The following is a 14469-nucleotide window of genomic DNA, read 5'->3' as shown; positions in this document are numbered from 1 at the left end:
ATACAGAATTTTCGGCCTGGAAAGAGAAAACTTTACGAAAATCATCCTGGAATTTGGGGTTTTTACTCTTCTTCCCGCGCTGCGTTATGCCGGTTTCCGAGCGCAATAAACTCTTCCAGCAGCGCGGTCAGCTGTTTCATCTTCTCCGGGGTATATTCCGCCTCAATCTGCTGATACGCCTCTTCCACCTGTGCCTGGGCGTGCTCATACAGCGCAGTGCCCTCTTTGGTGAGCGACACGTACAGCTTGCGCTGGTCGTTCACCGGCTTTAAGCGCAGCACCAGGCCGTCGCGCTCCATCCGCGTCAGAATGCCGGTCAGGCTCGGGCGCAAAATACAGGTACGAAACGCCAGATCGTGAAAATCCATCGACGGATGTTCAGCCAGCACGCGCACAATCCGCCACTGCTGCTCGGTCAGGTTATGGCGCTTCACAATCGGTCGGAAGTACGACATCGCCGCTTCCCGCGCCTGTAACAGCGCAATGGTTAATGAGTCATGCATAGCTCTCCCCTTCACATCATTAACAAGTAAACAATCACTAATAGATGTTTTTATAAACAACGCGTTTTCTGTCAAAAAGTCTAACAGAAACCCGTCAATTTTATTAACACACTGATTTACTTTGAAATAATGATTGATATGTAAATTTATTGTTATTCATATCACAAATTCTTCACTTCTGATTGCGAAATAAACAGCAAAAGCTTAAAACCAGATCATTAACATATTAATGAAATCACCACCCGGACCACCGGGGTGAGGAGTATGTGAATGAAAGGTACTGTTTTTGCCGTGGCGCTGAACCATCAAAGCCAGAGTGAAGCCTGGCGTGAGGCGTTCGAAAAAGCCCCCTACAACACCCCGCCAAAAACGGCGGTGTGGTTCATCAAGCCACATAACACCGTGATTCGCGCCGGCGAGCCGATACCGTTCCCGCAGGGAGAAACGGTATTAAGCGGCGCGACGGTCGCACTGGTGGTGGGCAAAACCGCCAGCAGGGTGCGCGTCGAGAATGCCGCGGAGTACATCGCGGGATATGCGCTGGCCAACGAGGTGAGCCTGCCGGAAGAGAGCTTCTACCGCCCGGCCATCAAGGCCAAATGCCGCGACGGATTCTGTCCGCTCGGCGAGCTGGCCACCGTTGATAACGTGGATAACCTGACCATCATCACCGAGATCAACGGTCGCGAAGCGGACCACTGGAACACCGCCGATCTGCAGCGTAACGCCGCCGAACTGCTGAGTGCCCTGAGCGAGTTCGCTACCCTCAATCCGGGTGATGCCATACTGCTCGGCACCCCACACTCCCGCGTCGCGCTGCAGCCGGGAGATCGCGTGCGCATTCTGGCGAAAGGATTTCCGCCGCTGGAAAACCCGGTGGTGGCTGAACGCGACGTGGCCATCGCTTACGGCGCGCATCCGCATCCCACGCTGTTTGCCCTCGGTCTGAACTACGCCGATCACGCCAGCGAGCTGGACTTCAAGCCGCCGACCGAGCCACTGGTGTTTATCAAAGCGCCGAACACATTCAACGGCGACAACCAGGCCTCGGTACGCCCGAACAACGTTGAGTACATGCACTACGAGGCGGAGCTGGTGGTGGTTATCGGGAAAACCGCACGCAAGGTCAGTGAAGCCGAGGCGATGGACTATGTCGCGGGGTATACGGTCTGCAACGACTACGCCATCCGCGACTACCTGGAAAACTACTACCGCCCGAATCTGCGGGTCAAAAGCCGCGATGGGCTGACGCCCATTTCCCCGAACATCGTGCCGAAAGCGGCCATTCCCGACCCGCACAACCTCACCCTGCGCACCTTCGTCAACGGCGAGCTGCGCCAGGAAGGGACCACGGCGGATCTGATCTTCAGCATCCCGTACCTGATTGCGTATCTGAGCGATTTTATGACCCTGCAGCCGGGCGACATGATTGCCACCGGCACACCGAAAGGGCTCTCCGACGTGGTGCCGGGCGATGAAGTGGTGGTGGAAGTGGAGGGCGTTGGACGCCTGGTGAACCGGATTGTGAATGAGGAGACGGCAAAATGAAAAAAATTAACCACTGGATCAACGGCAAAAACGTGGCGGGAAGCGACTACTTCCACACTACCAACCCGGCCTCCGGCGAGGTACTGGCAGAAGTGGCCTCCGGCGGTGAAGCCGAAGTCCATCAGGCTGTAGCGGCTGCAAAAGAGGCCTTCCCGAAATGGGCCAATCTGCCAATGAAAGAGCGCGCGCGCCTGATGCGTCGCCTGGGGGAGCTGATCGACCAGAACGTGCCGGAGATCGCCGCCATGGAGACCGCCGATACCGGCCTGCCGATCCACCAGACCAAAAACGTCCTCATCCCGCGCGCCTCGCACAACTTCGAATTCTTCGCCGAGGTGTGCCAGCAGATGAACGGCAAAACCTACCCGGTTGACGACAAGATGCTCAACTACACCCTGGTGCAGCCGGTGGGCGTCTGCGCGCTGGTGTCGCCGTGGAACGTGCCGTTTATGACCGCCACCTGGAAGGTCGCCCCGTGCCTGGCGTTAGGCAATACCGCGGTGCTGAAGATGTCTGAACTCTCCCCGCTGACCGCCGATCGTCTGGGCGAGCTGGCGCTGGAGGCGGGCATTCCGGCGGGCGTGTTGAATGTGGTGCAGGGCTACGGCGCAACGGCGGGGGATGCGCTGGTGCGCCATCATGACGTTCGCGCCGTCTCCTTTACCGGCGGCACCGCCACCGGGCGCAACATCATGAAAAACGCCGGGCTGAAGAAATACTCCATGGAGCTGGGCGGCAAATCACCGGTGCTGATTTTTGAGGATGCCGACATCGAGCGCGCCCTGGACGCCGCCCTGTTCACCATCTTCTCCATCAACGGCGAGCGCTGCACCGCCGGCTCGCGCATCTTCATCCAGCAGAGCATCTATCCGGAATTCGTGAAGCGCTTTGCCGAGCGCGCCAACCGCCTGCGCGTGGGCGACCCGACGGATCCGAACACCCAGATTGGCGCGCTGATCAGCAAGCCACACTGGGAAAAAGTCTCGGGCTATATCCGCCTTGGCATTGAGGAAGGTGCGACCCTGCTGGCGGGCGGTCCGGACAAGCCGACCGACCTGCCTGCGCACCTGAAGGGCGGCAACTTCCTGCGCCCGACCGTGCTGGCGGATGTCGACAACCGCATGCGCGTGGCGCAGGAAGAGATCTTCGGGCCGGTGGCCTGCCTGCTGCCGTTTAAAGATGAAGCGGAAGGCCTGCGCCTGGCCAACGACGTGGAGTACGGCCTGGCGTCATACATCTGGACCCAGGACGTCAGCAAAGTGCTGCGTCTGGCGCGCAACATCGAAGCGGGCATGGTGTTCGTCAACACCCAGAACGTGCGCGACCTGCGCCAGCCGTTTGGCGGCGTGAAGGCCTCCGGCACCGGGCGCGAAGGCGGCGAATACAGCTTTGAAGTGTTCGCGGAGATGAAGAACGTCTGCATCTCCATGGGCGACCATCCGATTCCAAAGTGGGGGATCTGAACATGGGTAAACTGGCGTTAGCAGCAAAAATCACCCACGTACCGTCGATGTACCTCTCCGAGCTGCCGGGTAAAAACCACGGCTGCCGTCAGGGTGCCATCGACGGGCATAAAGAGATCAGCAAGCGCTGCCGCGAGCTGGGCGTGGACACTATCATCGTGTTTGACACCCACTGGCTGGTGAACAGCGCCTATCACATCAACTGTGCGGACCATTTCTCTGGCGTCTACACCAGCAACGAGCTGCCGCACTTTATCCGTGACATGACCTACGACTACGACGGCAACCCGGAACTTGGCCAGCTGATCGCCGACGAGGCGGTGAAGCTCGGCGTGCGCGCCAAAGCGCACAACATTCCGAGTCTCAAGCTGGAGTACGGCACGCTGGTGCCGATGCGCTACATGAACGCGGATAAGCACTTCAAAGTGGTCTCCATCTCGGCGTTCTGCACGGTTCACGACTTCGCCGACAGCCGCAGACTGGGTGAGGCCATCGTCAGCGCCATCGAAAAATACGACGGCACCGTGGCGGTGCTCGCCAGCGGCTCGCTGTCGCACCGCTTTATTGACGACCAGCGCGCGGAGGAAGGGATGAACAGCTACACCCGCGAGTTCGACCGCCAGATGGACGAGCGCGTAGTAAAGCTCTGGCGCGAGGGCCAGTTCAAAGAATTCTGCAGCATGCTGCCGGAGTACGCCGACTACTGCTACGGCGAGGGCAACATGCACGACACGGTGATGCTGCTGGGGATGCTCGGCTGGGACAAATACGACGGCAAGGTGGAGTTTCTCACCGAGCTGTTCGCCAGCTCCGGCACCGGCCAGGTTAACGCCGTTTTCCCTCTGCCCGCCTAAGGAGCCACCATGCCGCACTTTATTGCTGAATGTACCGACAACATCCGCGAGCAGGCCGACCTGCCGGGGCTGTTCGCCAAAGTCAACGAGGCGCTGGCAGCCACAGGCATCTTCCCGCTCGGCGGTATCCGCAGCCGCGCCCACTGGCTTGATACCTGGCAGATGGCCGACGGTAAACATGATTACGCCTTTGTCCATATGACGCTGAAGATAGGTGCCGGGCGCAGCCTGGAGAGCCGGGAAGAGGTGGGTGAAATGCTGTTTGCGCTGATCAAAACGCATTTTGCAGAGCTGATGGCGAGCCGCTATCTGGCGCTGTCGTTTGAGCTGGACGAACTGCACCCGACGCTCAATTACAAACAAAACAACGTGCACGCGTTGTTTAAATAGCGAGCGCACACCGCCCCTTACATCGTAGGCCGGGTAAGCGAAGCGCCACCCGGCAACAGCCGCATAAAGGATATCGCCATGCTCGACAAACACACCCACACCCTGATCGCCCATCGCCTGCATCAGGCGGAGCAGTCCCGGGAACAGATCCGCCAGATCTCCCTCGACTACCCGACGATCACCCTTGACGACGCCTACGCCGTTCAGCGCGAATGGGTCAGCCTGAAAATTGCCGAAGGCCGCGTGCTGAAGGGCCACAAGATCGGCCTTACCTCCAAAGCGATGCAGGCCAGCTCGCAGATTAGCGAACCGGACTACGGCGCACTGCTGGACGACATGTTCTTCCACGACGGCAGCGACATCCCCGTCGATCGGTTTATCGTCCCGCGCATCGAAGTGGAGCTGGCCTTCGTGCTGGCAAAACCGCTGCGCGGCCCGAACTGCACCCTCTTCGACGTCTACAACGCCACGGATTACGTCATCCCCGCGCTGGAGCTGATCGACGCCCGCTGCCACAACGTCGACCCGGAGACCCAGCGCCCGCGCAAGGTCTTCGACACCATCTCCGATAACGCCGCCAACGCGGGGGTGATCCTCGGTGGCCGCCCGATTAAGCCCGACGAGCTGGATCTGCGCTGGATCTCCGCCCTGCTTTACCGCAACGGCGTCATTGAAGAGACCGGCGTCGCCGCAGGCGTGCTTAACCACCCGGCCAACGGCGTGGCGTGGCTGGCAAACAAGCTCGCCCCGTATGACGTGCAGCTGGAGCCCGGGCAGATCATCCTCGGCGGCTCGTTTACCCGCCCGGTGACCGCCAGCCGGGGCGACACCTTCCACGTGGACTACGGCAACATGGGCGCCATCAGCTGCCGCTTTGTTTAGGAGAGAACGATGCAAAACGCATTCAAAGCGGCGCTGCAGACAGGCCGCCCGCAAATTGGTTTATGGCTGGGGCTGACCAGCAGCTACAGCGCGGAGTTACTGGCCGGCGCCGGCTTCGACTGGCTGCTGATCGACGGCGAGCATGCGCCGAACAGCGTGCAGACCGTCTTAACCCAGCTGCAGGCCATCGCCCCTTATCCGAGCCAGCCGGTGGTCCGACCGTCGTGGAACGATCCGGTGCAGATCAAACAGCTGCTGGATGTGGGGGCACAAACCCTGCTGGTGCCGATGGTGCAAAACGCCGACGAGGCCCGTCTGGCGGTACGCGCGACGCGCTATCCGCCCGCGGGCATTCGCGGGGTGGGCAGCGCTCTGGCGCGCGCCTCGCGCTGGAACCGCGTTCCGGACTACCTGCAGCAGGCTAACGACGCCATGTGCGTGCTGGTGCAAATCGAAACCCGCGAAGCGCTGAAAAACCTGCCGCAGATCCTGGACGTGGACGGCGTCGACGGGGTGTTTATCGGCCCGGCGGATCTCAGCGCCGACATGGGTTTTGCCGGCAATCCACAGCACCCGGAAGTGCAGGCCGCCATCGAACAGGCGATCGCGCAGATCCTCAGCGCCGGTAAAGCCCCCGGCATTCTGATGGCCAACGAGGCGCTGGCAAAACGCTATCTCGATCTCGGCGCGCGGTTTGTTGCCGTCGGCGTTGACACCACCCTGCTCGCCCGCGGCGCGGAAGCGCTGGCGGCACGTTTTATCGAAAACCCGGTTACGTCAGTTAATAACAATAAATCCATCTACTAAACGTAAGATCTGGAGCGCATCATGACGACCTCTACCCTGCAAAATAATCACGCTGTTGAACAGCGCGCCATTAACAAACTGTTCCGGCGTTTGATCGTCTTTCTCTTTATCCTGTTTGTCTTCTCGTTTCTCGATCGCATCAACATCGGCTTTGCCGGGCTGACGATGGGTAAAGATCTGGGCCTGACCTCCACCATGTTTGGCCTGGCCGCGACGCTGTTTTACGTCACCTACGTGCTGTGCGGGATCCCGAGCAACATCATGCTGGCAAAGATCGGCGCACGTCGCTGGATCGCCGGGATCATGGTGGTATGGGGGATCGCCTCCACCTGCACCATGTTCGCCACCAGCCCGGAAACGCTCTACGTGCTGCGCATGCTGGTGGGCATTGCCGAAGCAGGTTTCCTGCCGGGGATCCTGGTCTATCTCACCTGGTGGTTCCCGGCGTATCACCGCGCCCGCGCCAACGCGCTGTTTATGATCGCCATGCCGGTGACCATGATGCTCGGCTCGATCCTCTCCGGCTACATTCTGGCGATGGACGGGCTGTGGAACCTGAAAGGCTGGCAGTGGTTATTCCTGCTGGAGGGGCTGCCGTCCGTGGTGCTCGGCGTGGTGACCTGGTTTTACCTCAACGACACGCCGGATCAGGCCAGCTGGCTGGATGATGACGAGAAACGGGCGCTGAAAACGATGATCGCCCGCGAGCAGGAGGTCGCCATTGCCCGGCCCGTCACGCCGAAATCAACGCTGCGCGAGGTGCTGACCCCGGCGGTGCTGCTCTACACGCTGGCCTACTTCTGCCTGACCAATACGCTGAGCGCGATCAACATCTGGACGCCGCAGATCCTGCAAAGCTTCAACACGGGCAGCAGCAATATCGTGATTGGCCTGCTGGCGGCGATCCCGCAATTTTGTACCATCCTCGGGATGATCTGGTGGAGCCGCCGCTCAGACAGGCTGAAAGAGCGAAAAAAGCACACCATCCTGCCGTACCTGTTCGCCGCGGCGGGATGGATGCTGGCCTCGGCCACCGATCACAGCCTGATCCAGCTGCTTGGCATCATCATGGCCTCAACCGGATCGTTTACCGCCATGGCGATATTCTGGACCACGCCGGATCGGGTCATTAGCCTGCAGTCCCGCGCGGTGGCGCTGGCGGTGATCAACGCCATCGGCAATGTCGGTTCTGCCGTCAGCCCGCTGCTGATTGGCATCCTGCGCGACGCCACCGGCAGCTTCAGCTCCGGGCTGTGGTTTGTCGCCGGGCTGCTGGTGGTCGGCGCACTGGTGCTGACGCGCATCCCGATGACGCAGCGCGAAAGCCTGGCGCGCGAGCCGGGCATCGCGGCGCAGAAGATCCACTAGGGAGCGGGTATGTGCCAGAGCCCCATTACCAATATCGACATCAGCAAGGAGTACGACGAAAGCCTGGGCACCGACGATGTGCACTACCAGTCTTTCGCCCGCATGGCGGCCTTTTTTGGCCGCGACATGCAGGCGCATCGTCACGACCAGTACTTTCAGATGCACTTTCTCGATACCGGGCAGATTGAGCTGCAGCTCGACGATCACCGCTATTCGGTGCAGGCCCCGCTGTTCGTCCTCACGCCGCCGTCGGTGCCGCACGCGTTTATCACCGAATCCGACAGCGACGGTCACGTCCTGACGGTGCGCGAGGATCTGATCTGGCCGCTGCTGGAAGTGCTCTACCCCGGCACGCGGGAGGCGTTTGGCCTGCCGGGGATCTGCCTCTCGCTGGCGGATAAGCCGGACGAGCTGGCGGCGCTCAGGCACTACTGGCAGCTGATTGCCCGGGAATCCACGGAGCAGCTGCCCGGTCGTGAGCATACCCTGGCCCTGCTGGCGCAGGCGGTTTTCACCCTGCTGCTGCGCAACGCGAAGCTCGACGACCACGCGTCAGGCGGCATGCGCGGCGAGTTAAAGCTGTTCCAGCGCTTTACCCAGCTAATTGATGCCCACTACCACCAGCACTGGACGGTGCCGGAATATGCCAGCGAGCTGCACCTGACCGAATCCCGCCTGACCGATATCTGCCGCCGCTTCGCCAACCGTCCGCCGAAGCGGCTGATCTTCGACCGGCAGCTGCGCGAAGCCAGGCGGCTGCTGCTCTTCTCCGACAGCGCGGTCAGCGAGATTGCCTGGCAACTGGGGTTTAAGGATCCGGCCTATTTTGCCCGCTTTTTTAACCGCTTAGTGGGATGCTCGCCAAGCGCGTACCGGGCGCAGAAAGTACCGGTTTCCTGAACGCATCGCGGTCCGTAGGGCGGGTAAGCGCAGCGCCACCCGCCGAAAAGCCGCACAGATCACAAAATCACATCCCACCCGAAAAGTACCTGCCGTTGTCCCAAACGTCCCTTCACGTCCCGCCCCTCTCAGGCTTCAATTAAACAACAAAAACAAAACATAAATTTAACAACCCGATTCCGATACGAGGTCCCTATGAAGCCTGAAGAGTTCCGTGCTGACGCCAAACGCCCGTTAACCGGTGAAGAGTATTTAAAAAGCCTGCAGGACGGGCGCGAGATTTACATCTACGGCGAGCGCGTCAAAGACGTCACCACCCATCCGGCCTTTCGCAATGCGGCGGCGTCCATCGCGCAAATGTACGACGTGCTGCACAAGCCGGAGATGCAGGACACGCTGTGCTGGGGCACCGACACCGGCAGCGGTGGTTACACCCATAAATTCTTCCGCGTGGCAAAAAGCGCCGACGACCTGCGCCAGCAGCGCGACGCCATTGCCGAGTGGTCACGCCTGAGCTACGGCTGGATGGGCCGCACGCCGGACTACAAGGCCGCGTTCGGCTGCGCCCTCGGCGCCAACCCAACCTTCTATGGCCAGTTCGAGCAGAACGCCCGCAACTGGTATACCCGCATTCAGGAAAGCGGCCTGTACTTCAACCACGCCATTGTTAACCCGCCCATCGACCGCCATAAGCCTGCGGACGAGGTGAAAGACGTCTACATCAAGCTGGAGAAAGAGACCGATGCCGGGATCATCGTCAGCGGGGCGAAAGTGGTGGCCACCAACTCGGCGCTGACCCACTACAACATGATCGGCTTTGGCTCTGCGCAGGTGATGGGGGAAAACCCGGACTTCGCGCTGATGTTCGTCGCGCCGATGGATGCCGAGGGCGTGAAGCTGATCTCCCGCGCCTCTTACGAGATGGTGGCAGGCGCAACCGGCTCGCCGTATGACTACCCGCTCTCCAGCCGCTTCGACGAGAACGACGCGATCCTGGTGATGGATCACGTGCTGATCCCATGGGAAAACGTGCTGATCTACCGCGATTTCGACCGCTGCCGTCGCTGGACGATGGAGGGCGGCTTTGCCCGCATGTACCCGCTGCAGGCCTGCGTGCGTCTGGCGGTAAAACTCGACTTCATCACCGCCCTGCTGAAGAAATCCCTGGAGTGCACCGGTACCCTGGAGTTCCGCGGCGTACAGGCGGATCTCGGCGAAGTGGTGGCCTGGCGTAACATGTTCTGGGCGCTGAGCGACTCCATGTGTTCCGAAGCCACCCCGTGGGTCAACGGCGCGTATCTGCCGGATCACGCCGCGCTGCAAACTTACCGCGTGATGGCGCCGATGGCCTACGCGAAGATCAAGAACATCATCGAGCGTAACGTGACGTCCGGGCTGATCTACCTGCCGTCCAGCGCGCGGGATCTGAACAACCCGCAGATCGACCAGTACCTGGCGAAATACGTGCGCGGCTCTAACGGCATGGATCACGTCGAACGCATCAAGATTTTGAAGCTGATGTGGGATGCCATCGGCAGCGAGTTTGGCGGTCGTCACGAGCTGTATGAGATCAACTACTCCGGTAGCCAGGATGAAATCCGCCTGCAGTGTCTGCGCCAGGCGCAGAGCTCCGGCAACATGGACAAGATGATGGCGATGGTCGACCGCTGCATGTCCGAGTACGACCAACACGGCTGGACGGTGCCGCACCTGCACAACAACAGCGATATCAACATGCTGGATAAGCTGCTGAAATAATGCAGCGGGAGGTTATCATGCAATCAGAACAACGCCTGCGTTTTCGCGACGCCATGGCCAGCCTGTCGGCCGCGGTCAATGTGGTGACCACCGAGGGTGAGGCAGGCCGCTGCGGCATTACCGCCACCGCCGTCTGCTCGGTCACGGACACCCCGCCGTCGGTGATGGTGTGCATCAACGCCAACAGCGCCATGAATCCGGTATTTCAGGGCAACGGCAGGCTGTGCGTTAACGTGCTGAACCATGAGCAGGAGATCATGGCTCGCCATTTCGCCGGGATGACCGGTATGGCGATGGAGGAGCGCTTTGCCCTTTCCTGCTGGCAAAAAGGCCCGCTGGCGCAGCCGGTGCTGAAGGGCGCGTTGGCAAGCCTGGAAGGCGAGATTAGCCAGGTGCAAACCATCGGCACGCATCTTGTTTATCTTGTTGAAATTAAAAACATCATTCTGAGTGATGCGGGACACGGCCTGATCTACTTCAGACGCCGTTTCCACCCGGTCATGCTGGAGACGGAAGTCGCCGTGTAATCCCCTTCGCGCTGGCCTTTTTACCGGCCAGCGCCGCTTTCTACAAAAACTCCTAAGGTTTCCGCTAAATCACGCCGTTATATAACCATAAGATAAATTTTCTGTGCCTGAATACTGACACCGCGTGTCAGTGCACCCGCATCATTCAGCGCATACCTCAATATACAGGAAGACCTTATGGCTAAAACGACGCGGAGCCGCTCGGCTGAACGTCTGGTCGATATTCTCCTTGAGCTACATTTAAACGGTGTGGTAAATCGCAGTGCGCTAATGGAGAAATTTAATATTACCGAACGTACCGTCTACCGGGATTTAAATGCCCTTTCTCCAATTGTAGAACATACCGGTAATGGGCTATATCGACTGATCCACTCCGCACAATCGCCCGGCGGGCAAGGCTTACACCACACCCTTGCTAACTTCCTGAATGCTGACAGCTTTTTCCCTGACAGAAATACGGAGTTCTGGCAGAAGCTGGAAACGCGCGTCGACGAAAACCATATTCTTATTCTTGCAAATGAAGCCGAACACACGGTACAACGCGATATTCGCCGCCATTTAACGAAAATCGAGAAATCGATTAAAAACCATAATGTTTGCCAGATAGTTTATAAGGGTAAAACCCGACTGATTAATCCCTATAAACTCATTAACAAAAAAAATATATGGTATTTACAGGCTACCGAAAATAGCCACCTGAAATCCTTCTCGTTGAGCCAGATTAGCTGGTTTGATATTCAGAAAACGACATTCACCCCGGAAGAAAATGTCCTTGAGCTGCTGGAGAAAAGCCCCGATCCCTGGGTATCTGAAGATACTTTCGCAGTGAAAATATTTATCAAAGATAATATTTCACATTACTTCCTGCGCCGGGATCTTCTCCCGGAACAGGAACTGCTGGAGGAGCAGCAGGACGGTGTCACGCTGCGCTGCCAGGCGGCGCACGAGAACCAGATCCTGCCGCTGCTGTTCTACTGGCTGCCCAATATTCAGATCCTGGAACCGAACTGGCTGAAGGAAAAACTGCTCAGAACGCTGGAGGGCTACCTGGCCGTGGAGCGTAACCCGAATAATCAAGTGATCTCAATCACATAATTTCGCCCACTGGCGGCGAGCTGGAACCGCTCGCCGCCCTCTTTGACCGCTCACCCGGCACTTTCTACCACTCATTCACTTACCCTCCCTTACGCGCGCGACGTTCTGGCACGATCGCTCCAGCATTAATCACCACCTCCTCACAACGAACCCTGACCCTTTTTTCGTTACATAAAAAACCAGGTCTTACTATGGATACTAAAAAACTACTGAAGCACGTGCCCTGGGCCTTACTCGGGATCCTCGGCGCTTTTTGTCTGGCGGTTGTCGCACTACGCCGGGGCGAACACGTAAGCGCCCTGTGGATCGTGGTCGCGTCGGTTTCCGTCTATCTTGTGGCTTATCGCTACTACAGCTTGTACATCGCGCAGAAGGTCATGAAGCTGGACCCGACGCGTGCCACCCCGGCGGTCATTAACAATGACGGCCTGAACTACGTACCCACCAACCGCTACGTGCTGTTTGGTCACCACTTTGCCGCTATCGCCGGCGCTGGCCCTCTGGTAGGCCCGGTGCTGGCCGCGCAGATGGGCTACCTGCCGGGCACCCTGTGGCTGCTCGCCGGTGTGGTGCTGGCCGGTGCGGTGCAGGACTTTATGGTGCTGTTTATCTCTTCCCGCCGTAACGGCGCCTCTCTGGGTGAGATGGTCAAAGAAGAGATGGGCCGCGTGCCGGGGACTATCGCCCTGTTCGGCTGCTTCCTGATTATGATCATCATCCTTGCGGTGCTGGCGTTAATCGTGGTGAAAGCGCTGGCCGAAAGTCCGTGGGGGGTCTTCACCGTCTGCTCAACCGTGCCGATTGCGCTGTTCATGGGGATCTACATGCGCTTTATCCGTCCGGGCCGCGTGGGTGAAGTGTCGGTCATTGGTATTGTGCTGCTGGTCGCCTCCATCTACTTCGGCGGCGTGATTGCGCACGACCCTTACTGGGGCCCGGCGCTGACCTTCAAGGACACAACGATTACCTTCGCGCTGATTGGCTATGCGTTTATCTCCGCGCTGCTGCCGGTCTGGCTGATTCTGGCCCCGCGTGACTACCTGGCCACCTTCCTGAAAATCGGCGTGATCGTCGGTCTGGCGATCGGCATCCTGCTGATTAACCCGGATCTGAAAATGCCGGCAGTGACGCAGTACATCGACGGTACCGGCCCGCTGTGGAAAGGCGCCCTGTTCCCGTTCCTGTTCATCACCATCGCCTGTGGTGCGGTCTCTGGCTTCCACGCCCTGATCTCATCCGGTACCACGCCTAAGCTGCTGGCGAACGAGAAAGACGCGCGTCTGATCGGCTACGGTGCCATGCTGATGGAGTCTTTCGTGGCGATCATGGCGCTGGTTGCCGCGTCCATCATCGAACCGGGTCTCTACTTCGCAATGAACACCCCGCCGGCGGGCCTGGGCATCACTATGCCAAACCTGCACGAGATGGGTGGCGACAATGCGGCGCTGATCATGGCGCAGCTGAAAGACGCCAGCGCACACGCGGCGGCGACCGTCAGCTCCTGGGGCTTTGTGATTTCGCCTGAGCAGATCATGCAGACCGCGAAAGACATTGGCGAACCGTCGGTACTGAACCGCGCCGGTGGCGCACCAACGCTGGCAGTGGGGATCGCACACGTGTTCCACAAAGTGCTGCCGTGGGCGGACATGGGCTTCTGGTACCACTTCGGTATTCTGTTCGAAGCGCTGTTCATCCTGACCGCGCTGGACGCCGGTACCCGTGCGGGTCGCTTTATGCTGCAGGACCTGCTGGGTAACTTCGTGCCGTTCCTGAAGAAAACCGACTCTCTGGTGGCGGGCATTCTCGGTACCGCGGGCTGCGTCGGCCTGTGGGGCTACCTGCTGTACCAGGGCGTTGTTGACCCGCTCGGCGGCGTGAAGAGCCTGTGGCCGCTGTTCGGTATCTCTAACCAGATGCTGGCCGCCGTGGCGCTGGTACTCGGCACCGTGGTGCTGGTGAAGATGAAGCGCACCAAATACATCTGGGTCACAGTGGTGCCCGCGCTGTGGCTGCTGCTCTGCACCACCTGGGCGCTTGGCCTGAAGCTGTTCAGCGCCAACCCGCAGCTGGAAGGTTTCTTCTTCATGGCCAACCAGTACAAAGAGAAGATTGCCGCAGGCGGCGCGGATCTGACCGCGCAGCAGATTGCCAACATGAACCATATCGTGGTGAACAACTACACCAACGCGGGTCTGAGCATTCTGTTCCTGGTGGTGGTGTACAGCATCATCTTCTATGGCATCAAAACCTGGCTGAAGGTGCGTAACGCTGAAGGTCGTACGGATAAAGAAACCCCGTACGTGCCGGTGCCGGAAGGCGGCGTGAAGACCTCTTCACACCATTAATCCAGCCTGTAACCGTAGGCCCGGATCGC

13 protein-coding genes are annotated in these 14469 nt (G+C 59.3%); 12 read left to right on the top strand and 1 reads right to left on the bottom strand.

Annotated elements, in window-relative coordinates:
- Positions 1–62: 62 nt before the first annotated feature.
- Positions 63–503, bottom strand: coding sequence for a homoprotocatechuate degradation operon regulator HpaR (hpaR, locus tag C1N69_RS02885; RefSeq protein WP_025757450.1), 441 nt, complete (start codon positions 501–503; stop codon positions 63–65).
- Between the two features lie 270 nt (positions 504–773).
- Here hpaR and hpaG point away from each other — a divergent pair, with 270 nt between their 5' ends.
- The 12 genes from hpaG (at position 774) to C1N69_RS02825 (ending at position 14440) form a co-directional block, all read left to right on the top strand.
- Positions 774–2051, top strand: a complete 1278-nt coding sequence (gene hpaG / locus C1N69_RS02880; RefSeq protein ID WP_155030661.1) for a 4-hydroxyphenylacetate degradation bifunctional isomerase/decarboxylase — start codon at positions 774–776, stop codon at positions 2049–2051.
- Positions 2048–3514 (top strand): 5-carboxymethyl-2-hydroxymuconate semialdehyde dehydrogenase, encoded by a 1467-nt coding sequence (gene hpaE, locus C1N69_RS02875; RefSeq protein WP_094917864.1) that lies wholly within the window; start codon positions 2048–2050, stop codon positions 3512–3514. Before hpaG ends, hpaE begins: the two co-directional genes overlap by 4 nt.
- A gap of 2 nt (positions 3515–3516) precedes the next feature.
- Entirely contained in the window at positions 3517–4368 is an 852-nt protein-coding gene (hpaD, locus tag C1N69_RS02870) for a 3,4-dihydroxyphenylacetate 2,3-dioxygenase (protein WP_014830538.1), read from the top strand.
- 9 nt (positions 4369–4377) lie between these two features.
- Complete coding sequence (locus C1N69_RS02865; protein ID WP_025757445.1) at positions 4378–4758, top strand: 5-carboxymethyl-2-hydroxymuconate Delta-isomerase; 381 nt, start codon at positions 4378–4380, stop codon at positions 4756–4758.
- A 78-nt stretch (positions 4759–4836) separates the two neighbouring features.
- Positions 4837–5640 carry a 2-oxo-hept-4-ene-1,7-dioate hydratase gene (gene hpaH, locus C1N69_RS02860; RefSeq protein ID WP_025757444.1) on the top strand — a complete coding sequence of 268 codons (804 nt, stop codon included), beginning with the start codon at positions 4837–4839 and terminating at the stop codon, positions 5638–5640.
- Between the two features lie 9 nt (positions 5641–5649).
- A complete protein-coding gene (gene hpaI, locus C1N69_RS02855) occupies positions 5650–6447 on the top strand; it encodes a 4-hydroxy-2-oxoheptanedioate aldolase (RefSeq protein WP_059386276.1) in 798 nt (265 codons plus the stop codon).
- Between the two features lie 21 nt (positions 6448–6468).
- The gene (hpaX, locus tag C1N69_RS02850; protein WP_088244068.1) at positions 6469–7815 is read left to right on the top strand and encodes a 4-hydroxyphenylacetate permease; all 1347 of its coding nucleotides are present in this window, start codon (positions 6469–6471) and stop codon (positions 7813–7815) included.
- Between the two features lie 9 nt (positions 7816–7824).
- Positions 7825–8715, top strand: coding sequence for a 4-hydroxyphenylacetate catabolism regulatory protein HpaA (hpaA, locus tag C1N69_RS02845; protein ID WP_155030660.1), 891 nt, complete (start codon positions 7825–7827; stop codon positions 8713–8715).
- A 195-nt stretch (positions 8716–8910) separates the two neighbouring features.
- Entirely contained in the window at positions 8911–10473 is a 1563-nt protein-coding gene (gene hpaB / locus C1N69_RS02840; RefSeq protein WP_155030659.1) for a 4-hydroxyphenylacetate 3-monooxygenase, oxygenase component, read from the top strand.
- Between the two features lie 17 nt (positions 10474–10490).
- Entirely contained in the window at positions 10491–11000 is a 510-nt protein-coding gene (locus C1N69_RS02835) for a 4-hydroxyphenylacetate 3-monooxygenase reductase subunit (protein WP_025757440.1), read from the top strand.
- A 177-nt stretch (positions 11001–11177) separates the two neighbouring features.
- Positions 11178–12095, top strand: a complete 918-nt coding sequence (locus C1N69_RS02830; protein WP_047957694.1) for a helix-turn-helix transcriptional regulator — start codon at positions 11178–11180, stop codon at positions 12093–12095.
- 191 nt (positions 12096–12286) lie between these two features.
- Positions 12287–14440 (top strand): carbon starvation CstA family protein, encoded by a 2154-nt coding sequence (locus tag C1N69_RS02825; protein WP_047957693.1) that lies wholly within the window; start codon positions 12287–12289, stop codon positions 14438–14440.
- The last annotated feature ends 29 nt before the right edge of the window (positions 14441–14469 follow it).

Source organism: Enterobacter sichuanensis, assembly GCF_009036245.1.
GTDB classification, from domain to species: Bacteria; Pseudomonadota; Gammaproteobacteria; order Enterobacterales; family Enterobacteriaceae; genus Enterobacter; species Enterobacter sichuanensis.
Note: the sequence above shows the minus strand (reverse complement) of the source record. Positions and strands in the feature narration are given on the sequence as shown.

Excerpts from the sequence above, each read along its gene's own strand:
- hpaR (WP_025757450.1), bottom strand. The coding sequence starts at position 503 with ATGCATGACTCATTAACCATTGCGCTGTTACAGGCGCGGGAAGCGGCG.
- hpaG (WP_155030661.1), top strand. The coding sequence starts at position 774 with ATGAAAGGTACTGTTTTTGCCGTGGCGCTGAACCATCAAAGCCAGAGT.
- hpaE (WP_094917864.1), top strand. The coding sequence starts at position 2,048 with ATGAAAAAAATTAACCACTGGATCAACGGCAAAAACGTGGCGGGAAGC.
- hpaD (WP_014830538.1), top strand. The coding sequence starts at position 3,517 with ATGGGTAAACTGGCGTTAGCAGCAAAAATCACCCACGTACCGTCGATG.
- C1N69_RS02865 (WP_025757445.1), top strand. The coding sequence starts at position 4,378 with ATGCCGCACTTTATTGCTGAATGTACCGACAACATCCGCGAGCAGGCC.
- hpaH (WP_025757444.1), top strand. The coding sequence starts at position 4,837 with ATGCTCGACAAACACACCCACACCCTGATCGCCCATCGCCTGCATCAG.
- hpaI (WP_059386276.1), top strand. The coding sequence starts at position 5,650 with ATGCAAAACGCATTCAAAGCGGCGCTGCAGACAGGCCGCCCGCAAATT.
- hpaX (WP_088244068.1), top strand. The coding sequence starts at position 6,469 with ATGACGACCTCTACCCTGCAAAATAATCACGCTGTTGAACAGCGCGCC.
- hpaA (WP_155030660.1), top strand. The coding sequence starts at position 7,825 with ATGTGCCAGAGCCCCATTACCAATATCGACATCAGCAAGGAGTACGAC.
- hpaB (WP_155030659.1), top strand. The coding sequence starts at position 8,911 with ATGAAGCCTGAAGAGTTCCGTGCTGACGCCAAACGCCCGTTAACCGGT.
- C1N69_RS02835 (WP_025757440.1), top strand. The coding sequence starts at position 10,491 with ATGCAATCAGAACAACGCCTGCGTTTTCGCGACGCCATGGCCAGCCTG.
- C1N69_RS02830 (WP_047957694.1), top strand. The coding sequence starts at position 11,178 with ATGGCTAAAACGACGCGGAGCCGCTCGGCTGAACGTCTGGTCGATATT.
- C1N69_RS02825 (WP_047957693.1), top strand. The coding sequence starts at position 12,287 with ATGGATACTAAAAAACTACTGAAGCACGTGCCCTGGGCCTTACTCGGG.